Origin of the sequence: Vibrio sp. M250220, from assembly GCF_036533795.1 — a bacterium.
GTDB lineage: Bacteria > Pseudomonadota > Gammaproteobacteria > Enterobacterales > Vibrionaceae > Vibrio.
The window spans coordinates 1-21,622 of the sequence record NZ_JATABI010000051.1 but is presented as its reverse complement, the minus strand read 5'-3'; the positions used below and the strand labels follow the sequence as shown (position 1 = coordinate 21,622).

The following is a 21,622-nucleotide window of genomic DNA, read 5'->3' as shown; positions in this document are numbered from 1 at the left end:
CGTTATTTCCTTTGTGCTAGAAGTTCAGTTCGTTCGCTAGTATGCCCGCGATGATAAACATCATCAGAGCAACGCCGATATCGATCGCTCTTCTTACTTTTGGTTTAGACAGTGTTGGAGCCAATTTCGCTGCACCGACAGAGAGGGAATAAAACCAAACGAACGAAGCGAGAATCGTACCTACCGCGAAAGCTAATCTGTCGCTACCTTCAAATTGTCCGCCAATCGACCCTAAAATGACCACGGTATCTAAATAGAGGTGTGGATTTAAAACCGTGACAGCAAGTGCGCCAATAATCACCGCTTTTCTGCCGCTCGATTTGATAAGGTTTGAGCTGACTCCTTGGTCAGCCGTCTGATTAAATGCACTTTTGAGTGATAGTAGGCCGTAAATGGTCAAAAATACAATCCCACCAAGGGTCACTGTCGTTAGCAGTGCGGTATTACTTGCAAGTAGCGCACCGCCACCGAATATGCCAAGTGAAATAAAAAATGCATCCAGCAAGCTACAGATTGTTGCGGTTGTCAGATGGTGATGGCGCTTTATTCCTTGATTAAGAACATAAGCATTTTGAGCGCCTATCGGAATGATCATACTTGCGCCCAAGCCAAACCCTTGTAATACCAGCCAGAAATTCACCGTTTTTACTCCTTCGTTCCTATGATGGTGAGAGTGAATAAAATAGGAGAGATAGATATATAAGTGAAATTAATGATTTTAATGAATGATAAGTTTTGCTAATTTTTTGATTGAGAAGCATTGTTATAAGGATTGTTATGAGAGGTTTAGATTACAAATGGGTTGAGGCCCTTGAAGCGGTTGTTAACCAAGGAAGCTTTGAGCGTGCTGCCCAGCAGTTATGTATCTCACAATCTGCCGTATCTCAGAGGGTAAAACAGTTAGAGAAGTTCCTAGCTAAATCGGTTCTGATTCGCGAGCAGCCACCTAGGCTAACGACAGCAGGAAAGAAGTTGATGGGGCTGTATCATCGAGTACAGCTATTGGAAAGCGAGGTGTTACCCGAATTAACCAATCAAGAGAATTTACGCCCTGTTCAGATCTCTATTGCAACCAATGCTGACAGTTTGGCTACTTGGTTGTTGCCAGCTCTGACTCCCATCATGAAACAACGCAATGTTGAATTTAATCTGGCCGTTTATGGCGAAGATCGAACTTTAGATAAGCTAAAGAAAGGTGAAGTGACAGGTGCGATTAGCTGGGAGTCTGAGCCCATTTCAGGTTGCTACGCCGAGTATCTTGGACGGATGGACTATGTATGCGTTGCCAATCCAGAGTTTGCACAGCGTTACTTTACCAGTGGTGTCACCCGAGAGGCCTTGAAACGCGCACCTGCCGTCTCATTTGATCAATACGATGAGATGCATCAAATGTTTCTCAAGCAGCATTTTAACTTATCTCCCGAAAGCATCACTCACCATCAAGTAGCCAGCTCAGAAGCATTCGTTAAGTTGGCCCTGCTGGGAGTGGCATATTGCTTAATACCGCGTCTGCAAATTAGTGAAGAACTGGAACAAGGGAGCTTAATCGATCTCATGCCTAACTTTATTCTGAGTTTTCAGATTTACTGGCATCACTGGCAGTTAGAAACAGGTCTGCTCAAGGAGATAACGCAGGCTATTGTTGGCTATAGCCATCAACAACTACCGAAATAGATTTGGTTAATTCTTTGTCAGATCAACGGAGGTGGCTTGGTCAAAATGAGTTCGTTACCTATGATGTATGCAGTTAAGTCCACATGGTAAATTAGTATGAAAGCTGTTTCGTCTGTTATTGCATCATTGTCCGTCGCCATGCTGAGCTTTGGTGCAGCAGCCAATTCCCCTGACTTCCCACATCTTGAAACAACCGGATATGGCGAAGTGATTGCGACGCCAGACATGGCTCAGTTTTCAGTTAAGGTTGTTGAATCAACCATGACCGCGGAACAAGCTAAGCAGTCAGTTGATCAAGTTGTATCGGAATTCTTAGGCGCGTTGAGTAAAGAAGGGGTGGAGAGTAAGCATATCACCAGTTCTAACCTCTATATTACTCCGCAATACCACTATCCTAAAAAGGGCAAACCAGAATTGGTTGGCTATAAAGCGTCGCGTAGTATTACGGTTACCGTTCAACACCTAGAGGATCTCAACCAATATTTGGATCTTGCATTGAACTCAGGGATCAACCAAGTCGACAATATTCAGCTGCAAGTTAAAGATCAGGAACAATATCAGCAGAAGGCCCGTTTAGCGGCGATTAAAGATGCCAATAGTAAGGCTGAATCTTTGGCTGAGGGATTTGGCAAAGAACTGAAAGGTGTGTGGCGTATTGACTACAACATGTCGGGGCAACAGCCCGTTTTAATGAGATCAATGGCAATGGATGCGAAGGTTGAGTCCAATGGCTATCAGGATTCCCAAATCGTCATTCGCGATCGAGTAGACGTGATTTATAAACTCGACTAACGCTATTGCTGCTGTTCAATTAATGGTAAGTCATCAAACAGAAAATAAAAAAGAGGGCTAAAGCCCTCTTTTTCTATTTCAGTAAACGCTCTGATTATAGAACGTGTACAGAAGCTGTGTTAGTTGTGCCTGATGCAACTAGAGCACCAGAAACCATCACAACGATATCACCTTTGTTACCTAGGCCTGATTCTAGAGCAAGTTCTTTACCCGCTACGTAGAATGCGTCAGTGCTGTCGATTGAATCAACAACAACTGGAGTAACACCTTTAGTTAGAACTAGCTGAGCAGCTGTCTTAGTGTTAGTTGTTAGAGCTAGGATGTTTGCAGTTGGGAAGTACTTACGTACTGAACGTGCAGACTTACCACCTTCAGTTGCAACAACGATTAGTGGTGCAGCTAGTTTTTCAGCTGTATCTACAGCACCTTTACATACCGCTTCAGTGATACGTAGACGTGGGCTGTCTAGACGAGAACCTAGCTCAGCTTTTAGAGCTGAATCAGTGCGGTTCGCGATTTGAGCCATGATAGTTACCGCTTCAACTGGGTACTTACCTTTCGCTGTTTCACCAGAAAGCATTACTGCATCTGTGCCGTCCATAACTGCGTTAGCTACGTCGCCAGCTTCTGCACGAGTAGGGCGTGGGTTGTTGATCATTGAATCAAGCATTTGAGTCGCAGTGATAACCATCTTACGAGCACGGTTACACTTCTCGATCATCATCTTCTGAGCGAAGATTACTTCTTCAGCTGGGATTTCAACACCTAGGTCACCACGAGCAACCATGATACCGTCAGAAAGCTCTAGGATCTCGTCGAAGTTATCAACACCCTCTTGGTTTTCGATCTTAGAGATGATGTGGATGTTTTCACCGCCATTTGCAGCGAGCACTTCACGGATCTCTTGAACGTCAGACGCTTTACGGATGAATGATGCAGCAACGAAATCAACGCCTTGCTCACAACCGAATTTCAGGTCGTTTTTATCTTTTTCAGATAGAGCTGGTAGGTTTACAGATACGCCTGGAAGGTTAACACCTTTGTTTTCACCTAGTGCACCGTTGTTAAGAACTTTACACTTAACTTCAGTGTCAGTCGTTGCAACAACTTCCATTTCGATTAGACCGTCGTCTACTAGGATAGTGTTGCCAACATTTAGGTCAGCTGCAAAACCAGCGTAAGTTACTGCTACTTTGTCTTTGTTACCAACAACTAAAATGTCAGTTGTGAAAGTGAACTCTTGACCAGCTACTAGATCAACGTCGTCGCCGTTTTCTAGTTTGATAGTACGGATTTCAGGACCTTTAGTGTCTAGAAGGATAGCAAGTGGTTTGCCAGTCTCTTCCATTACTTTACGGAAGTTCGCGATACGAGTGCCGTGCTCTTCGTAGTCACCGTGAGAGAAGTTAAGACGCATAACGTTCATGCCTGCATTTACTAGTTCAGTTAGCTTCTCTACAGATTCAGTTTTAGGGCCAATCGTACATACGATTTTGGTCTTTTTCATGGAAGATTCTCTCCGGTCGATAGATTTACAATTTGAAAGTCGGTTATTGGTCTGAAGCAACTACAGGTGTTGAAGCATTTTGTGCCTGCCAACTTATCAACACGGTAGTGGTTTATGTCGGCTCCAGAACTGAAAGTCTTTCACCAAGTTTAGTCATTTTATGACCAACTGGTTGGGATTTTAGGCCGCATTTCTGTGACAACACTAGGATATATTCGTTAGGTTGCAAAAAAATAGCGGTCATTTCTGTAATTTATTTTCTTTTCGGGTGCGAATTCTACCACCGAATCATTTCAATATCACTGGTTAAGAATTGTCTTAGGACAAGGTTTTTGCGCAATTTATTAATTTTTTGGATCAAAATAAATGGACTTAAATCTTTCGACTTGACTATAATTGCTTTCACTTCGAAACTTAGAGGCAAAGATTAAATGTCGAAACGAAACACGCAGCTAAGAAGGCATGCGATTTCTAACCTTGTAAATGAAAAAGGAGAAGTCAGTGTCGAAGCTCTATCCATTCAGTTTGAAACATCTGAGGTAACGATCAGAAAGGATCTGGCTTCTTTGGAAAAGAATGGGCAGCTACTTCGTCGCTATGGTGGTGCGATAGCATTACCGAAAGAAGTCGTTAGCGATGAAATGAGTGAAAATGTTTCGGTTCGAAAGAATGAGTTGGCTCAAGCCGCCGCAAAGTTGATTCGAGAGCATAACCGTATTGTCATCGATAGTGGTAGCACTACAGGGGCGTTAATCAAGCAGCTTGATGGGATGAGAGGGCTGATCGTGATGACCAACTCACTCAATGTTGCGAATGCACTTAATGAACTTGAAAGTGAGCCTACTTTGCTAATGACGGGGGGCACTTGGGATGCACATTCAGAGTCGTTTCAGGGGCAGGTGGCAGAATCTGTTCTACGATCATATGACTTTGACCAATTGTTTATTGGAGCGGATGGTGTCGATCTCGAGCGAGGTACAACTACGTTCAATGAGTTGGTTGGCCTGAGTAAAGTTATGGCTGAAGTCTCGCGGGAAGTCATTGTTATGGTGGAATCAGAAAAGATTGGTCGCAAGATCCCTAACCTAGAACTGGCTTGGGATGTGATTGACATATTGATTACAAACAAAGACTTAACCCCAGAGTTTAAAGAAAAAATTGAATTTCATGGCGTGAAAGTGGTTTGCGCCTAACCAAAATACCAAATTTATAAAACTTAACTCTCCGAATATGGCCTTTGCTTGCTGCCAATCGGAACAAACACAAGGGAGTTGAACTATGTGTGGAATCGTCGGTGCGGTAGCACAGCGAGATGTTGCAGAAATCTTAGTCGAAGGCTTACGTCGCTTAGAGTACCGTGGCTACGATTCAGCGGGGGTTGCGATTGTTGATAGCCATTCTAATCTGACTCGTCTGCGCCGTTTAGGTAAAGTGCAAGAACTTGCTGATGCTGTAGATGCGGCGCAAGTTATTGGTGGTACAGGGATTGCCCATACACGTTGGGCAACTCATGGCGAGCCTTCAGAGATCAATGCACACCCTCATATGTCAGGTGATATTGCCGTTGTGCACAATGGTATTATTGAAAACCATGAAGAGTTACGTGAATTATTGAAATCACGTGGTTACGTATTTGAGTCTCAAACAGATACAGAAGTTATTGCTCATCTAGTCGAATGGGAGCTACGTACCTCGCAATCGTTACTCGAAGCGTTTCAAAAAACGGCTCAGCAGCTGCATGGTGCATACGGTACCGTGGCTTTGGATCGTAAAGATCCTTCTCGTATTGTGGTTGCGCGTTCAGGTAGCCCAATCGTCATTGGTTTTGGTGTAGGCGAAAATTTCCTAGCTTCAGACCAACTGGCACTGCTTAACGTAACTCGTCGCTTTATGTACCTTGAGGAAGGTGACGTAGCTGAAATTACCCGCCGTGAGGTGACTGTGTTTGATGAGAGTGGTGAACGTGTTGAGCGTGAAATCATTGAGTCCAATGCAGAGCATGATGCTGGTGATAAAGGTCAGTATCGTCACTTTATGCAAAAAGAGATCTACGAACAGCCGACCGCTTTAATCAACACCATGGAAGGACGTATCACTTCAGATTCGGTCGTAACGGAATCTATTGGGGTCAATGCGGCAGAGATCTTAAGCAAAGTCGAGCATATCCAAATTGTAGCCTGTGGTACGTCATACAATGCTGGTATGACTGCTCATTACTGGTTTGAAGATATTGCTGGCCTAAGCTGCGATGTAGAAATTGCATCAGAGTTCCGTTACCGTAAGTTTGTCACTCGTCCAAACAGCTTGCTGATTACCTTGTCTCAATCTGGTGAAACGGCGGATACCCTTGCTGCTCTTCGCCTAGCAAAAGAGAAAGGTTACATGGCGGCAATGACCATTTGTAACGTAGCGGGTTCATCGCTAGTACGTGAATCAGATTTTGCGTTTATGACTCGCGCAGGGGTAGAAATTGGCGTCGCTTCAACGAAAGCGTTCACTACTCAGCTATCTGCGTTACTTATGCTAGTCACTGCTTTGGGCAAGCAACAAGGCCGTATCACTAAAGAAAAAGAGAAAGAGATCGTAGAAGCATTGCATGCGTTACCAAAACAAATCAACGCAGCGCTTTCCTTTGAAAAAGACATTGAGGAATTGGCGACCGACTTCGCTGACAAGCACCATACTCTGTTCCTTGGTCGAGGTGAGTTCTACCCAATTGCGATGGAAGCTTCTCTTAAACTTAAAGAGATCTCTTACATTCATGCTGAAGCTTATGCGGCAGGTGAATTGAAACATGGTCCTTTGGCATTGATTGATGCTGATATGCCAGTTGTTGTGGTTGCACCAAGCAATGATCTACTTGAGAAACTAAAGTCGAACGTAGAAGAAGTCCGAGCTCGTGGTGGTCTACTGTATGTATTTGCTGACGCAGACGCAGGTTTTGAAGCGGATGAGACAATGAAGATCATCACTATGCCTCACGTTAGTGACATTACCGCACCAATCTACTACACCATCCCGATGCAGTTGCTGTCATACTACGTGGCTCTGATTAAAGGTACTGATGTTGACCAACCCCGTAACCTAGCCAAAGCGGTAACGGTGGAATAACGGTTTTTCGAACCGCAGAAATGGTTCCATTAATGGTAGCGTTCTTGCCGGAACGCTACCATTTTTTATTTTCTACGCTCAGAATCTATCGAGTTTTTGCTATCTGACCCAAGGTTAAACTTGAAAGGTGTGGGCGTTTTTCGATTTGCAATGACTCTGCGGCAAAGTTTTGGCTGCGTGAGCGAGCGTTACTATCATTGGTCAAAGATTTCTGCCAGTATCAAATGATCTATTTTAGCGCTGGTTATCTAGCAAAACGAATTATTAGGCGGAGATCTTGCCGAGTCTGCGCTTGCTGGGCACAAAGTGGCTGGTACTGTTATTCAACATCGTGGTGCGATTATTCCAAGCCAAGCGATGCCAATTATTTAAGGAACCTGAAATGAAAGATCTTAACCAACAACTTGCAGAAATTAAAGTTGTCCCTGTCATCGCAATCAAAGATGCTGGCAAAGCGGTTAAACTGGCACAGGTACTCATTGAGAATGGTCTTCCGTGTGCAGAAGTTACTTTCCGTACAGAAGATGCGGCATTGGCGATCAAAAACATGCGCGAAGCTTATCCAGAGATGCTAATTGGTGCGGGAACCGTGTTAACAAGTGCGCAAGTCGATGAAGCGATTGATGCGGGTGCCGACTTTATTGTTAGCCCAGGTTTCAACCCAACGACGGTAAGATACTGTCAACAGCGCAAGTTAATGATTGTCCCTGGCGTTAACAACCCAAGCTTGGTTGAACAGGCGATGGAAATGGGTTTACGCACCCTGAAGTTTTTCCCTGCGGAGCCTTCAGGAGGTGTCGCTATGCTTAAAGCGTTATCTGCTGTCTACCCAGTGAAATTTATGCCTACAGGTGGTGTTAGTCCAAGTAATGTAAAAGACTACCTAGCGATATCGTCTGTTTTAGCTTGTGGCGGTACTTGGATGGTTCCTGGTGAGCTTATTGATAACGAGCAGTGGGATGATTTGGCGAAACTGGTACGTGAGGTGGCAGGTATTATTGCTTAGCACTCATCGATTAACTTTCATTTAACGCCTGCGATGACGCAGGCGTTTTTGTATCTAACGTTGCTGTTTATTACAAATCACTATTTTACGAGCTTACAAATCGATAGGAGACCGCTTTCGATGGCATGATCTGAGATAGGAAAAGCCTAATGGGCGTTAGAATGGACTCTCTTTACCGAGTTCATTGCAGATTGCAACAATCGCCAAAGAAAGCCCTGATTTAATAATCTGTTGCTGGCGTTGAAGCTGAAGCTGGTAAAACTCTAAATCGATATCGCCATCTGGCTCTGAAACCTCTAATTGAACCATTCCCATAGTTTGAACCAAATTGAGTTTTTTTATCGGCGCCAGGATGGTTGGATCAGTAAAATCGTAGTCGGTGGCATCGCTATTGAGCGTATTTTTGATTTTGATAATGTCTTCAATGTCGTGGTAGACGTTATCGGGAAGTACACCTAGACCATAGAGTAGTTTTAAACGTACCGACAGATTACCTAGTGGGCCGGAATCATGCAGTAAGGGACCAACAACAGATTGCACCGCAAAGTTATCTTTTTGGAAGATTCTCTGTATTAGCGCGTCAATTGACTCGTCAAATACATCTACGGCAGCAATGAAAAAGCCACGCACCGAAGGGGCGCTATTGAGTCGCTCTATTATTTCAGTTTCACTAATTTTCTCTGCCATATACTGAACTAATTACTTTGTTGTAAAGGGGAGGTTTAACTCCCCCTAGTTTATTGTCGTTATAGTGTCTCGAAGATCGCTTTGATCTTGGTGACTTCTTTACTGTGTTCTTTTAAGCCAGTGTAGAGGGCCAGCGTTTTACTAACGCCTAACTCTTTTAGGCTCTTTTGCAACTCAACGGCCTGTGGATCATCGCTGTTATGGTACTTAAGTGCAGCTGCAATTCCTTTTAAAAGCGTTTTATTTTCAGTGCCATACTCGATTGTACCCAGTAATGGCTTCACTAATCTATCGTTTGCCCCTAATTTACGAAGAGGTTGTCTTCCAACGCGATCCACTTCATCGACTAAATAAGGGTTAGCAAAGCGGCTGAGGATCTTGTCTATGTATGCGTTGTGCATGTCTGGGGCAAAACCATAACGACGAATGAGGACTTCACCACTCTCACGCATTGCTTGTTTAACATCGGCGTAAATTTCGGGATCTTCTATCGCTTCACGGATTGTGCGATGACCTTTAAGGCAGCCTAAGTACGCGGTGACGCAATGACCTGTATTGAGCGTGAATAATTTTCGTTCTACAAACGCCATTAGGTTATCGGTTTTCTCCATACCTGAAATATCAGGAATTTCTCCTTTGAACTGCTGCTCATCGACGATCCATTCACTGAAACTTTCCACCGTCACTTCGAGTGGGTCGTCATTCGCAGCTTCCGCTGGTGGGACAATGCGATCGACAGCCGAGTCTACAAATCCGACTAGCTCATCAGCCTTCGAATGAAGCGATGCATCGAGATGCTTGTATACCTGGCCTTTTAAGTGAGTCGTACCTCGGATCATGTTTTCACATGCGATGATGTTGAGTGGCTTGTTGTTATTAACGGCAAAACGTCTAGTAATACCTGCCGCAATGGTTTTGGCAATGATGTCTAGTACATTTGGTCCAACCGCCGTTGTCACCAAGTCGGTTTTAACAATACGATCAATCACCTCTTCACTCGCCGAGTTCACTGCGGTGACATGAGTCACTGTGTCAATTTTGCACTCTGTACCAACAACTTTGACTTTATATTCTTGCTTATGACTAAGTTGATCTACCAAAGGGACGTTAACGTCAGCAAAAGTGACTTCTACGTCTGCATCTGCCAGCAATTTACCAATGAAGCCACGACCAATGTTACCTGCACCAAAATGGACTGCGTTTTTCATAATACTTACCTGCCAAAATCTAAAATTAGACGAAATCGAATCTAGGTTGAGGTCAACCGCATAGGGGGTGACAGCTGACCTCAGTTTGCTCAGGAGCAAAATATAAGAAGCAATTAGGCTGCTTGTTGACCGCCAAGGATGGTGAGAATTTCTTCTATGTCCTTAGTGCTTGTCAGTTTTTCAATTGCTTCAGGCTCATCAAGCGCGTTTGTGATGGTGGTAATGACTTGAATGTGTTCGTCGTTTTTGGCTGCAATGCCGATAACAAGTTTTGCGATATCTTCGTCGTCTTCTGTAAATTGGATACCTGCGGGGTATTGGCAGATAACGATGCCTGTTTTCTTCACGCGGTCTTTTGCTTCAACCGTACCGTGTGGTACTGCAATTGACTCACCAAGATAAGTGGGTGCAAGCGCTTCACGCTCAAACATCGCGTCAACGTATTCGGGTTCTGCGTAACCCAGTTCCACGAGTTTGTTTCCCGCAAAACGAATTGCTTCCTCTTTGCTGTTCGCTTGTAAACCTAAATGAATGTTTTTACGTTCAATCTGGAATACTGATGGCTGCTGTGGTTCATAGTTATCATCGTTAGCAGCAAGTACAGAGACTTTGGTAAGTTTGTCATCGTTCGCTGCCGATTGTTTCTGTGCTGCAAGCAGCTTCATGACTAGCTGGTTGTACATTTCGCTGTCTAGAAAGTTAGTCAATGAAATGTGTTGTGCATTTGGTGCGTGTTTACGAGCTCGATCGGTCAAATCTTTGTGAGTAATCACAATATTGGCACTCTCTGTTAAGCTGTTGATAGCAAGATTGGTAACGCTGATGTTGAGACCCGCGGATTGAACTTTTTTACGCAACATACTTGCCCCCATCGCGCTGGAGCCCATACCTGCGTCACATGCCACTACGATGCTTTTTACATCGGCAAGTTCTGTATTGCCTTTGCTTTGGCTGTGTGCTGCTCCATTTGATTTAGATGCCGCTTTCATATCTTTCATCTGTGATGTTGCTTTTTCTAGCGCTGCCTCATCACCATCTTCCTCTGTTGACGTTTGTGTCTTCATTAGCACGGCTGCCACAGCAAATGATACGCCGGTTGCTGCGGCAATTGAGGCCAGTACGCCAACGATGGAAGCTTTTTGTGTCATCAGTAAAATCGCGAAGATAGAGCCAGGAGAAGCCGGAGACACAATTCCTGCATTGAACATCACAAGAACGAAGACACCTGTCATACCACCTGCAATTGCTGCAAGAATTAAGCGTGGATTCATTAGAATGTACGGGAAGTAGATCTCATGAATACCGCCAAAGAAATGGATAATCGAAGCACCACTGGCTGTTTGTCGTGCGGTTCCTTTACCAAACACCATGTACGCAAGCAGAATACCTAAACCAGGACCTGGGTTAGCTTCGATCAGGAAGAAAATAGATTGTCCTGCTTCTGAGGCTTGCTGGATCCCCAGTGGTGAGAAGATACCGTGGTTAATGGCGTTGTTAAGGAATAGGATCTTCGCGGGTTCAACAAAAATGGAGGTCAAAGGTAGAAGGTGTGCTGACACCAAGAAGTTTACGCCAGCCGCTAGGCCTCCGGATAGAACTTTGACAAACGGACCGATAAATAGATAAGCAAGAATGGCGCAAATCATGCCGATGATGCCCGCTGAGAAGTTGTTTACCAACATCTCAAAACCACTTTTCACTTTACCGTCAATGTAGTTGTCGAATTTTTTGATTGCCCAGCCACCGAGTGGACCAACCATCATAGCGCCCATGAACATTGGGATGTCTGTGCCGACAATCACACCCATAGTGGTGATTGCGCCGACAACAGCTCCTCGTTCTCCACCAATTAACTTACCGCCGGTATAGCCGATCAGTAATGGCAGGAGATAGGTAATCATAGGCCCAACCATGGATGCTAGTGTCTCATTTGGCAGCCAGCCTGTTGGGATAAATAGTGCGGTAATAAAGCCCCACGCGATAAACGCGCCAATGTTAGGCATTACCATATTAGACAGAAAACGACCAAAATTTTGTATCTTGATCTTCGCATCTGGTGATATCATAGGAGTTCCCCGTTTGATGTTCTGATGAATATTGTAGTAGTACGGTTCGCCAAAACCGCTTGATTGCTTAGTACCTAATCAATTTACCACACAACTTTCTTTTAGAACTGACAACGGGTTTTTTGTGATATCCCTCTCTAAATTCGCCTATATCAAACCTTTTTTTAGTGACCTATTACCCTTTCTGACAATGTAATTTTGCTACAAATTCAAAGATACAAAATTGTCAATAACATTTTAATGTTTTGCATCTCAATAATTAAATATCATGGCTGTGATTGAATGTGATTTAGATCTCTTAATGAGTATGATTTTTTCGGGATTTGTTACTTAATGTGACATTTGTCTCAATTAATGTCTGTGTGAAATTCAATCAAATAGTGATTCATGTCTAATTTTGTTGTTTTTGTAGCAAAGTAACAATTAACAAAAGCCTGAGTGTCGATATGAACTGGACTTGGTCTGTTATGAAAAGAGGGGCAGAGTAAGTCTCTGCCCGATAGGATTATTGAGTGCTATCTAGATAGGCTTTTGATGAGATATCTGTCCACGCACGCACTTTAGCTAAGTATTGCTTTTGAGATTCGATAATTTCTTTAGCTAACACATCTTTTTCGGCTTGCTCTGCGAGTAGTTCAGATGTAGCAGCTTGCATTGCATGAAGTACTTCAGGTGGGAAATCCCTCACTTTTATATCAGGATACTCTGCACTCATAGTTGCCCAGCTATTTGCGTTCGCATCTACCGCTTGGGTATACATATCAAACGCACTGACACGAAATGCCGTTTCGAGAATGGTTTGCAGATCTTTAGGAAGCTTGTCCCAAGTCTTCTTGTTGACTAGGAATTGTGTTTCGGATCCTGGTTCATGCCACGCGGTGTAATAGTAGGGAGCAATTTTTTGAAATCCCATACGTAGATCAAACGCGGGTCCTACCCATTCAAGTGCATCGATGGTTCCGCGTTCAAGTGATGTATAAAGTTCCCCCGGAGCAATGTTTGTTGGCGCAGCGCCAACTTTTGCCATGACTTCGCCGGCAAAGCCCGGAATACGAATCTTAAGCCCTTGTAAATCTTCTACCGAATTAATCTCTTTTTTAAACCAACCGCCCATTTGAATGTCGGAGTTGCCACCTGGAAACGACAATAGGTTATGTGGTGCATAGACTTTTTCCATTAACTCCATACCGCCACCACGGTAAAACCAAGCATACTGCTCGGTTGAAATCATACCGAAAGGCATCGAAGAAAAGTAAAGTGTATTGGGCACTTTTCCTTTCCAGTAATAAGAGCTCGAGTGACCTAAGTCGTATTGGCCTGATTTTACTAAGTCAAAAATGCCAAGTGGTGCTTTATGTTTGTTTGCAGAGTCGATACGAATTTGTAGTCTGCCATTAGACATTTCATCTGCCAGCCTCGCCATGTTTTTTGTGGCATCGCCTAATATAGAAGTATTGGGCCCCCATGTTTCGGCGAGCGTGAGTCGGTAGACTTTCTCTGCGGCGAGACTTGAAAATGACCCTAGAGCTAATGAACTCGTCAGCACTCCAGCGAGCACTGTACGAAGTGTTATTTTAATTGGCAGCATAACGATACGACTTCCTTGTTGTTTTGTGTGTCTAGAGCTAGCTTTTCTTCTGTTGATTTTTTCGTCAATCTAATTTTTGTTCGTCGGATTGCACTTGGATTGGAGTGTATGACTACATGAAAGATAATTATTAGAATGTAGTGGTGGAGTTAGGGGTTTATATGCACCTAAATGATAGGAAGCAAGGGGTTATTCAGAGAATAATTCCGCTGACAAAAGTGCTGCATGTGTCACGCAGCACTGAGTCGTTAGATAACTATTCTGAGGTTTGATGATAACTGAGATAGTGTTGAGCTTGTTCAAGCCCCATATATCGCGCCAATGTCTTACTATCAACTTGTCTGAGATCGACAACGATTAAGCCATCCAAGGCATTGTTGAAGTCAGGATCAACGTTGAAAGAGATAAGTTTGCCGTTTAAGGCGAGGTATTGGCGCAATAAAACGGGTATTCCCTTTCCTTGATCAATACGAGCAACGACTCGAGCCAAGAGTTGAAGATCCCCCAGCGCAGTTAGCATGCTGGTATTCCAACTGTTGTCTGATTTAGGGAGTGGGTTCGATGGAGAGACATGCTCTGCCTTTGCTGCATCACAATAGTGTAATGTCATACACTCGGCGAGCAACTGTCTGGTCTGCTCACTGTAATCGTTGCTGATACTGACTGGGCCGAACAGATGCGTGTATTCAGGATGGTGAGAGACGAACGTCGCGATACCTTTCCATAGTAGCAATAGAGCGGTCATACTTTTTTGATACGGTAGATCAATCACGGATCTTCCCATCTCAATGGATTTCCCCATACTGGCTATAAATGGCATGTCGTAATTAAAGACCTTCAGTCCCTATGGCACTTAGAATTTCGTCGACTAAACCAAGTCGATAAGCACCGACCAAGCATTGGTTTTCTCTGTCCCAAACAAATAGATGACGGTAATAGTGATCAAACTGATCAAGATCCAACGCTAGCCCTGTACCTTCACCCGCTCTTCTAAAGTTAGTTTCTCTGAGTCTGCCTATTTCATGCAGTAGCGAAGGGATATTCTCTGAGAAGGTGCAGTACACATCGAATTCACCACTTGAAAGTAGCCGATGATCACTGGGCAGATTATCGAGATCTTCAAGTAGATCTTTTCGCGGCAAAGGCTGAGCGACGGGAAACTCGTTTTGCGATGACGATGAATCGATAGACTTAGATTGGACTAAGTGTTGAAGCAGGTATGTATTGAGACGCAAATAGTTGGTCATTTGAACATCGGTTAATCCTTTTACTTCGCGGTATTGAATCGCAGAACCGATAGCGATCTTTATAGTCTGTGTTGACTTGTTAAGCAGTTCCCTGCCCAGCATTAAGGTGCGAAGTAGGGGATGTACCTTCCCCGCCAAATAGAAGCGTTTTGAATTCTGTCCATTGATAAAAACTGGCACTGTGGTAGCGCCTGATTTGCGGATTAAACTGCTGACAGAGCGGCTCCACTCTTTGTCTTCTAAGCGCTGCGCTTTACTATCGACGAGTTGAGAAACTTCACCGGCGGGAAACAGCAGGATTAGCCCATTATTCGCAAGATGCTGATGGGCTTGACGAAGTGCTTTTAAGTTCGCTTTCTGAGCGCTATGACCCGCAAACACATCGACACCAATAAAGAGTTCATCGAGCTCAGGAACCGTTTTTAGATATTGATTGGCGAGAATTTTTACATCTTGACGAATGGTGAGCAGTAGTTCAGCAAGTATCACCCCTTCTACGCATCCAAGGGGGTGGTTTGCAACGATCACCGTTGCGCCAGAAGCTGGAATTCCTCCTTTAGTGCCATGGCTGACATGATAATCAATACCAAGCACTTCGAGAGTGAATCTGATAAATGCTTGGGTATCACAACCTGCGGGGCGTTGGGCATAAAACCGTTCGAGTTTACTTAGTCCTGTTGCCCATTCAGCGATGGACTCGGCGAAGCGAAATGGCGTTTTTTTTGGTAGACGAAATGGGCTAGAGGTTTGCATTTTATTCTCTCTACGGCTGTATTCGTTGTGAGAATAGATAAGCGAAGTTTCAATAAGGCTGCATTTCAATGAGGAATTGGTGACAAAGCGATGACGCTCTTGTTACGTGATTTTATGTCTAGAAAAGATGAAAAACCAACTTAACATTTCAGATTTAAAATGGCTGGATCGCAAATCATTTGTTTTAGTTATGACTATATAAGGAATACTGCTAGTTTTATTAAGCGGGTAAGGTGTTGCTAAAAGCTTGGTCAAAACAAGTTATGTGCAGTACCAAGTCAAGTTTACCTTCGTTTATGCTGCTCTGGGATACACTCTTGTCACCAAGAGAAAACGGGAACCGTAAGGTTCCCGTTGTTGTGATTCAATCAATTGAGTGCTTAGCTAGTGCGGTGTACCGACATATGCGCGAGAGTAATTAGTGCCTGCTTGTAAACGGATTCTTCTAACACATCCAATTGCGCGATCGCTTTGTCTGCTTCTTGATAAGCTTTTTGGCGGGTGTATTCCAAAGAACCAGTCTCTTCCATTGCTGCGAGAATGTCGTTAAGACGCTCCATACCATTGGCTTTTTCAATCGCTTCATGAATCATGGCGGTTTGCTGTGCCGTGCCATGCTGCATTGCGTATAAAAGAGGCAATGTTGGTTTACCTTCGGCTAAGTCGTCACCGACATTTTTGCCCATCTCTTCACCGTCAGAGGTGTAATCCATAACATCATCGATAAGTTGGAATGCAGTACCTAGATATTTCCCGTAGTTTTGCAGTGCCAGTTCAACTTCGGCGGGTGCATCGCAGAGGATGGCACCAATTTGTGTCGCGGCTTCAAAAAGACGTGCTGTTTTCGAGTAGATAACTTGCATGTAGCTTTCTTCAGTCGTGTCGGGATCATTACAGTTCATTAGTTGTAGAACTTCACCCTCAGCAATCACGTTTACCGCATCACTCATCAGCTTGAGGATCTTCAAAGATCCCAGTTCTGTCATCATCTGGAATGAGCGAGTGTAAATAAAGTCTCCAACTAACACACTCGCCGCGTTACCAAATGCAGCGTTGGCCGTTGCTTTGCCGCGTCGCATATCAGACTCATCGACCACATCGTCATGAAGTAGGGTGGCGGTGTGAATGAACTCAATAAAGGCTGCGGAAGTGGTGTGAGCCTCTCCCTGATAACCGAGTGCACGTGCTGATAAAACAGCAAGTAATGGACGGATACGTTTGCCGCCTCCACTAACGATGTAGAAACCAAGTTGATTGATTAAAGAGACATCAGAGTTGAGTTGAGCGTGAATTGTTTCGTTCACTTTTGCCATGTCATCGGCGGTGAGTGCTTGGATAGCTTTAAAATCCATTGTAAATCCGGCTGAGGTTAGAACTAGTAAGGTATTCTTATCTACTTTAATCGTTGAATAATACACTAAAAAACGTTGATTAATACATGGTTAACGGGCATCATTTGGGCACTTTTCATTGGCGATTAGCTTTTCGCCAATTTTTTCAAAATATGGCTTGTCATAGGTGCGACCTTTCTGTAGAATCTGCGCCCTATTGATGATTAGTTTAGCGCACACCCTTAATGCTCAAAAAATAGCATACGGCTGTGCGGAAAAAGCGGAGTAAGATATGTACGCTGTTTTCCAATCTGGTGGTAAACAACACCGTGTAAGCGAAGGTCAAACTCTTCGTTTAGAGAAATTAGACGTTGAAACTGGTGCAACAGTTGAATTTGATAAAGTTCTTCTTGTAGCTAACGGTGAAGACATTAAAGTTGGTGCTCCTCTAGTAGAGGGTGGTAAAATTGTTGCTGAAGTAGTACAACACGGTCGTGGCGATAAAGTTAAAATCGTTAAGTTCCGTCGTCGTAAGCACTCTCGTAAGCAACAGGGTCACCGTCAGTGGTTCACGGAAGTGAAAATCACTGGTATCAACGCTTAATCGATTAGGAGAGTTTAACAATGGCACACAAAAAAGCTGGTGGTTCTACTCGTAACGGCCGCGATTCAGAAAGCAAACGTCTAGGTGTTAAGCGTTTCGGTGGTGAGTCTGTTCTTGCAGGTAACATCATCGTTCGTCAACGTGGTACTAAGTTCCACGCTGGCACTAACGTTGGTATCGGTAAAGACCACACTCTTTTCGCTCTTACTGAAGGTAAAGTGAAATTTGAAGTGAAAGGTCCTAAAAACCGTAAATTCGTTAGCATCGAAGCTGAGTAATTAAACTCCTGTTTAATTATTAGCTTTAAAGCTGAATTCAAAAGCCCTGCCGATTCGGCGGGGTTTTTTATTTATGGTAGTAGGAATAGATACTAAGGCACTTTGAAAAAAGTCCCTCATTATATATTCCTAAGTGGCAGGACGATCGAAGATCAAGGTGATCGATCTGAAAATGGAATCTGCTAGAATTTATATCATTCACTTCGGTGTCCATGATTGAAGTTTGAGATGATATTTGCAACGCAGCTATGACACATAGCATAAGGGCGGAGTAAGAGATGAAATTCGTTGATGAAGCGGTAGTAAAAGTTCAAGCCGGTGATGGCGGTAACGGTGTAGTGAGTTTCTGGCGTGAGAAATTCGTTACGAAAGGCGGTCCTGATGGCGGTGACGGTGGCGATGGTGGCGATGTCTACATCCAAGCCGATGAAAACCTGAATACTCTGATTGATTATCGCTTCCAGCGCTTCTATGAAGCGGAACGTGGTGAGAATGGTCGCGGTGGTAACTGTACCGGTAAGCGTGGTAAAGACAAAGTTCTACGAGTACCAGTCGGCACACGTGCGGTTGATATCCACACAAATGAGATCGTTGCTGAAGTCGCTGAGCATGGCAAAAAAGTCATGGTTGCAAAAGGCGGCTGGCATGGTTTAGGTAACACGCGTTTTAAGTCTTCTGTGAACCGTGCGCCACGCCAAAAGACATTAGGTACTAAAGGTGAAATCCGTGAGATTCGTTTAGAGCTATTGTTGCTTGCTGATGTTGGTATGCTAGGTTTGCCTAATGCAGGTAAGTCTACCTTTATTCGTGCGGTCTCGGCTGCAAAACCGAAAGTGGCAGACTACCCATTTACGACACTAATTCCAAGTCTTGGTGTGGTTAGTGTGGTTGCAGAAAAGAGCTTTGTCGTTGCTGATATCCCTGGATTGATCGAAGGTGCAGCGGATGGAGCAGGCCTAGGTATTCGTTTCTTGAAGCACCTAGAACGCTGTCGTGTGTTACTACACATGATCGATATCATGCCAATTGATCAAAGTGATCCGGTTGAGAATGCATTAACGATCATTGATGAGCTAGAGCAATACAGTGAGAAGTTGGCTGCGAAGCCACGTTGGTTGATCTTCAACAAGGTTGATTTAATGCCTGAAGAAGAAGCCAACGAAGTGATCCAAAATATTCTGGATGCCCTAGGTTGGGAAGATGATTATTACAAGATCTCAGCAGTGAACAAACAAGGCACGAAAGAGTTGTGCTACAAGCTTGCTGACTTTATGGAAAATCTACCTCGTGAAGAACAAGAACTTTCTGAGGAAGAAAAAGTCGACTTTATGTGGGATGACTACCATAAGGATGCGATGGCTGGTAAAGATGTTATCACAGAAGATGAAGACGACTGGGATGACTGGGACGATGAAGAAGATGACGGTCACGTTGTCTACGTTCGCGATTAACCGTGCATAATATTCAAAGCCGCAATATCAATTGCGGCTTTTTTGTGTCTAAATCAAATCTTCGAAGCGTATTTCAACGCAAAATATACAAGTTCAAACTCTGCCATACGGCGAGCGGTTTGGATAACTGTGCAGGAAAAATCGCTCGGCTCAGGATAGAGAGTGTCGTTATTGATTTGGTGACAAACCTTATCATGGCTCTGAGTGGTTTTGATCAGCTTGAATGACTAGGTAATCATTCACGTTGGTATAAAGGAGTAGAAAAAAATCATGGCATCAAAACAGCGAGCGGTTTCTCGTTTAGTTGCCCAAGCAGGGCAAATGTTGTTAGCACACGGTGCAGAAAGTACTCTCGTTGGTGACCTAATGCGTCGCTTTGGTCTTGCCGCTGGAATGGATGAGGTGGAAGTCTCTCTTTCTGCCAGCTCTCTAGTGGTTACTACGGTTTATCAAGAACACTGTATAACAACGGCGCGACGATGTCCGGATCGTGGCATTAACATGTGGGCCATTACGCAGGTACAGCGTATTTGTATCATGCTGGAGCGGGGAATCATCGATTATCCTCTTGCCCAGCAGAAACTTGATAAGGTCAGCCCAGAGCGATACAACCGCTGGCTTGTGGTCTTTATGATTGGTTTATCTTGTGCTGCATTCAGCCGTTTAGCTGGAGGTGATTGGCTGGTTTTTACCATGACTTTTATCGCTTCCGCTGTTGGTATGGTCGTTCGCCAAGAGATCGGTCACCGCCATTTTAACCCTTTAATGAATTTTGCGGCGACGGCCTTTGTCACAACCGTTGTTTCAGCTCAAGCCGTGATTTACCAGTTAGGGAATTCACCGTCATTGGTGATGGCTTCGTCTGTCTTAATGCTTGTTCCAGGATTCCCTCTAATCAACTCGGTCGCTGACATGCTAAAGGGTTACGTTAACATGGGGATTGCTCGTTTTGTTATGGCAAGTTTACTCACTTTAGCGACCAGTTTAGGCATCGTAGCTGCAATGAGTTTAGTTGGGGTTTGGGGGTGGGTCGCATGATCTTTTTCGATCTTCTTGTTGGTCTCATCAATGATATGTTATTTGCTGCAATTCCGGCGGTGGGATTCGCGTTAGTATTCAATGTCCCACAGAAAGCACTGGTCTACTGCGCACTTGGTGGAGCTATCGGTCATGGCTCGCGTTATTTGATGATGCATTTTGGTATTCCGATCGAGTGGGCGACGTTCTTTGCTGCCATGCTGGTGAGTATGGTTGGTATCCATTGGTCTGCTCGATTTTTAGCTCATCCCAAAGTCTTCACTGTGGCAGCATTAATTCCTATGGTGCCCGGTGTCTTTGCTTTTAAAGCTATGATTGCATTAGTTGAGCTCAACCACCGTGGTTATTCCCCCGAATTGGTTGCCATGTTGATGGAAAACTTTCTCAAGGCAATGTTTATAATTGCAGGATTAGCGGTTGGCTTAGCTATGCCAGGGGTGTTATTCTACCGCCGCAAACCAATCGTTTAGGGATACAGGAGAGTAGTAGAATGATCATTAGCATGATTGCTGCGATGGCACATGATCGCATCATAGGTAAAGATAACCAGATGCCTTGGCACCTTCCGGCTGATTTTGCTTGGTTTAAGCGTTGTACTATGGGTAAACCAGTCATTATGGGACGGAAGACCTATGAGTCTATTGGACGCCCGCTTCCTGGAAGAGAGAATATCGTGATCAGTCGCGATGCCTCACTGGTTATCGAAGGTGTTACAACCGTGACCTCAATCGATGAGGCTCTGTCCGTTGCTGGTGATGTAGCAGAAGTGATGATCATTGGGGGAGGAACCATTTACCAAGCCTGCTTGCCAAAAGCGCAAAAGCTATATGTGACGCATATTGATGCGCAAGTTGATGGTGATACTCAATTCCCAGCTTGGAGTGATGATTTTCAAGAAGTCCATTCTGAAGCTTATCAGGCGGACGAGAACAACGCTTATGACATGCGTTTTGTGGTTTTAGAAAGATAGTGATGAGAGCGGGCGCGTCCAGCGAGAACGCTTCGCTCCGAGATCGGGCTTCGCCCTGCGAGAATTTAGAACGGACTTCGTCCTTCGAGAGGGGGGGTGTGATGAGTGAGTCTAAAGTTGCAGGCCGTGCTGGCTTCTATTTAATTGCCTGAGTTTAAAAGAACAGGTTTGACACATGGCGTCAAACCTTAAAAATTTACTCGCTACTCGCTACTCGCTACTCGCTACTCGCTACTCGCTACTCGCTACTCGCTACTCGCTACTCGCTACTCGCTACTCGCTACTCGCTACTCGCTACTCGCTACTCGCTA

General features: G+C 44.3%; 18 protein-coding genes and 2 pseudogenes. 12 read left to right on the top strand and 8 right to left on the bottom strand.

All coding sequences use genetic code 11. From position 1 onward, the window contains the following. Window positions 1-16: 16 nt before the first annotated feature. Window positions 17-640, bottom strand: coding sequence for a LysE/ArgO family amino acid transporter (locus QTN94_RS16310; protein WP_331418706.1), 624 nt, complete (start codon window positions 638-640; stop codon window positions 17-19). Between the two features lie 137 nt (window positions 641-777). On the opposite strand from QTN94_RS16310, the gene QTN94_RS16305 reads away from it, so the two are divergent. After that, complete coding sequence (locus QTN94_RS16305; protein ID WP_331428267.1) at window positions 778-1,674, top strand: LysR family transcriptional regulator ArgP; 897 nt, start codon at window positions 778-780, stop codon at window positions 1,672-1,674. Window positions 1,675-1,770: 96 nt separating this feature from the next. Then, window positions 1,771-2,466, top strand: coding sequence for an oxidative stress defense protein (locus tag QTN94_RS16300; protein WP_331418704.1), 696 nt, complete (start codon window positions 1,771-1,773; stop codon window positions 2,464-2,466). Between the two features lie 94 nt (window positions 2,467-2,560). On the opposite strand, the gene pykF is transcribed toward QTN94_RS16300, so the two are convergent. Continuing rightward, on the bottom strand, window positions 2,561-3,973 hold the full coding sequence (pykF, locus tag QTN94_RS16295; RefSeq protein ID WP_331428266.1) for a pyruvate kinase PykF: 1,413 nt from the start codon (window positions 3,971-3,973) through the stop codon (window positions 2,561-2,563). Window positions 3,974-4,404: 431 nt separating this feature from the next. Here pykF and QTN94_RS16290 point away from each other — a divergent pair, with 431 nt between their 5' ends. The 4 genes and pseudogenes from QTN94_RS16290 (at window position 4,405) to QTN94_RS16275 (ending at window position 8,090) form a co-directional block, all read left to right on the top strand. After that, window positions 4,405-5,166, top strand: a complete 762-nt coding sequence (locus tag QTN94_RS16290) for a DeoR/GlpR family DNA-binding transcription regulator (RefSeq protein ID WP_331418187.1) — start codon at window positions 4,405-4,407, stop codon at window positions 5,164-5,166. An 85-nt stretch (window positions 5,167-5,251) separates the two neighbouring features. Further along, window positions 5,252-7,084: a glutamine--fructose-6-phosphate transaminase (isomerizing) gene (gene glmS / locus QTN94_RS16285; RefSeq protein ID WP_331428265.1), complete on the top strand. Its 1,833-nt coding sequence runs from the start codon at window positions 5,252-5,254 to the stop codon at window positions 7,082-7,084. Between the two features lie 233 nt (window positions 7,085-7,317). Then, window positions 7,318-7,456, top strand: a pseudogene (locus QTN94_RS16280) (sugar kinase); the annotation flags it as partial. 10 nt (window positions 7,457-7,466) lie between these two features. Beyond that, window positions 7,467-8,090, top strand: coding sequence for a bifunctional 4-hydroxy-2-oxoglutarate aldolase/2-dehydro-3-deoxy-phosphogluconate aldolase (locus tag QTN94_RS16275; protein ID WP_331418189.1), 624 nt, complete (start codon window positions 7,467-7,469; stop codon window positions 8,088-8,090). Between the two features lie 156 nt (window positions 8,091-8,246). Here the strand turns inward: QTN94_RS16275 and QTN94_RS16270 are convergent, their stop codons facing one another. From QTN94_RS16270 to ispB, 6 genes and pseudogenes are all read right to left on the bottom strand, one after another. Next, window positions 8,247-8,777, bottom strand: a complete 531-nt coding sequence (locus QTN94_RS16270; protein ID WP_138970713.1) for an MltR family transcriptional regulator — start codon at window positions 8,775-8,777, stop codon at window positions 8,247-8,249. Between the two features lie 59 nt (window positions 8,778-8,836). Further along, window positions 8,837-9,985, bottom strand: a complete 1,149-nt coding sequence (locus tag QTN94_RS16265; protein ID WP_331428264.1) for a mannitol-1-phosphate 5-dehydrogenase — start codon at window positions 9,983-9,985, stop codon at window positions 8,837-8,839. A 113-nt stretch (window positions 9,986-10,098) separates the two neighbouring features. After that, window positions 10,099-12,051, bottom strand: coding sequence for a PTS mannitol transporter subunit IICBA (locus QTN94_RS16260; protein ID WP_331418191.1), 1,953 nt, complete (start codon window positions 12,049-12,051; stop codon window positions 10,099-10,101). Between the two features lie 505 nt (window positions 12,052-12,556). Continuing rightward, the gene (locus QTN94_RS16255; RefSeq protein ID WP_331428263.1) at window positions 12,557-13,639 is read right to left on the bottom strand and encodes a TRAP transporter substrate-binding protein; all 1,083 of its coding nucleotides are present in this window, start codon (window positions 13,637-13,639) and stop codon (window positions 12,557-12,559) included. Window positions 13,640-13,895: 256 nt separating this feature from the next. After that, window positions 13,896-15,639: pseudogene (locus tag QTN94_RS16250) on the bottom strand (lysophospholipid acyltransferase family protein). Between the two features lie 380 nt (window positions 15,640-16,019). Next, window positions 16,020-16,991, bottom strand: a complete 972-nt coding sequence (gene ispB, locus QTN94_RS16245; protein ID WP_138970718.1) for an octaprenyl diphosphate synthase — start codon at window positions 16,989-16,991, stop codon at window positions 16,020-16,022. Window positions 16,992-17,262: 271 nt separating this feature from the next. Between ispB and rplU the strand changes: the two genes are divergently transcribed. The 6 genes from rplU to folA all read left to right on the top strand — a co-directional run bounded on the left by rplU (window position 17,263) and on the right by folA (window position 21,311). Continuing rightward, window positions 17,263-17,574, top strand: a complete 312-nt coding sequence (gene rplU / locus QTN94_RS16240; RefSeq protein WP_005383096.1) for a 50S ribosomal protein L21 — start codon at window positions 17,263-17,265, stop codon at window positions 17,572-17,574. Between the two features lie 20 nt (window positions 17,575-17,594). Further along, on the top strand, window positions 17,595-17,852 hold the full coding sequence (rpmA, locus tag QTN94_RS16235; RefSeq protein WP_004409945.1) for a 50S ribosomal protein L27: 258 nt from the start codon (window positions 17,595-17,597) through the stop codon (window positions 17,850-17,852). Between the two features lie 278 nt (window positions 17,853-18,130). Next, window positions 18,131-19,303, top strand: coding sequence for an Obg family GTPase CgtA (gene cgtA / locus QTN94_RS16230; protein ID WP_138970719.1), 1,173 nt, complete (start codon window positions 18,131-18,133; stop codon window positions 19,301-19,303). A 270-nt stretch (window positions 19,304-19,573) separates the two neighbouring features. Continuing rightward, on the top strand, window positions 19,574-20,341 hold the full coding sequence (locus QTN94_RS16225; RefSeq protein WP_138970720.1) for a threonine/serine exporter family protein: 768 nt from the start codon (window positions 19,574-19,576) through the stop codon (window positions 20,339-20,341). Then, entirely contained in the window at window positions 20,338-20,811 is a 474-nt protein-coding gene (locus tag QTN94_RS16220; RefSeq protein ID WP_331428262.1) for a threonine/serine exporter family protein, read from the top strand. The genes QTN94_RS16225 and QTN94_RS16220 overlap by 4 nt, the downstream gene beginning before the upstream one ends. Window positions 20,812-20,831: 20 nt before the next feature. Beyond that, window positions 20,832-21,311 (top strand): type 3 dihydrofolate reductase, encoded by a 480-nt coding sequence (folA, locus tag QTN94_RS16215; protein ID WP_138970722.1) that lies wholly within the window; start codon window positions 20,832-20,834, stop codon window positions 21,309-21,311. Window positions 21,312-21,622 lie beyond the last annotated feature (311 nt).

Excerpts from the sequence above, each read along its gene's own strand:
- QTN94_RS16305 (WP_331428267.1), top strand. The coding sequence starts at position 778 with ATGAGAGGTTTAGATTACAAATGGGTTGAGGCCCTTGAAGCGGTTGTT.
- QTN94_RS16300 (WP_331418704.1), top strand. The coding sequence starts at position 1,771 with ATGAAAGCTGTTTCGTCTGTTATTGCATCATTGTCCGTCGCCATGCTG.
- pykF (WP_331428266.1), bottom strand. The coding sequence starts at position 3,973 with ATGAAAAAGACCAAAATCGTATGTACGATTGGCCCTAAAACTGAATCT.
- QTN94_RS16290 (WP_331418187.1), top strand. The coding sequence starts at position 4,405 with ATGTCGAAACGAAACACGCAGCTAAGAAGGCATGCGATTTCTAACCTT.
- glmS (WP_331428265.1), top strand. The coding sequence starts at position 5,252 with ATGTGTGGAATCGTCGGTGCGGTAGCACAGCGAGATGTTGCAGAAATC.
- QTN94_RS16275 (WP_331418189.1), top strand. The coding sequence starts at position 7,467 with ATGAAAGATCTTAACCAACAACTTGCAGAAATTAAAGTTGTCCCTGTC.
- QTN94_RS16270 (WP_138970713.1), bottom strand. The coding sequence starts at position 8,777 with ATGGCAGAGAAAATTAGTGAAACTGAAATAATAGAGCGACTCAATAGC.
- QTN94_RS16265 (WP_331428264.1), bottom strand. The coding sequence starts at position 9,985 with ATGAAAAACGCAGTCCATTTTGGTGCAGGTAACATTGGTCGTGGCTTC.
- QTN94_RS16260 (WP_331418191.1), bottom strand. The coding sequence starts at position 12,051 with ATGATATCACCAGATGCGAAGATCAAGATACAAAATTTTGGTCGTTTT.
- QTN94_RS16255 (WP_331428263.1), bottom strand. The coding sequence starts at position 13,639 with ATGCTGCCAATTAAAATAACACTTCGTACAGTGCTCGCTGGAGTGCTG.
- ispB (WP_138970718.1), bottom strand. The coding sequence starts at position 16,991 with ATGGATTTTAAAGCTATCCAAGCACTCACCGCCGATGACATGGCAAAA.
- rplU (WP_005383096.1), top strand. The coding sequence starts at position 17,263 with ATGTACGCTGTTTTCCAATCTGGTGGTAAACAACACCGTGTAAGCGAA.
- rpmA (WP_004409945.1), top strand. The coding sequence starts at position 17,595 with ATGGCACACAAAAAAGCTGGTGGTTCTACTCGTAACGGCCGCGATTCA.
- cgtA (WP_138970719.1), top strand. The coding sequence starts at position 18,131 with ATGAAATTCGTTGATGAAGCGGTAGTAAAAGTTCAAGCCGGTGATGGC.
- QTN94_RS16225 (WP_138970720.1), top strand. The coding sequence starts at position 19,574 with ATGGCATCAAAACAGCGAGCGGTTTCTCGTTTAGTTGCCCAAGCAGGG.
- QTN94_RS16220 (WP_331428262.1), top strand. The coding sequence starts at position 20,338 with ATGATCTTTTTCGATCTTCTTGTTGGTCTCATCAATGATATGTTATTT.
- folA (WP_138970722.1), top strand. The coding sequence starts at position 20,832 with ATGATCATTAGCATGATTGCTGCGATGGCACATGATCGCATCATAGGT.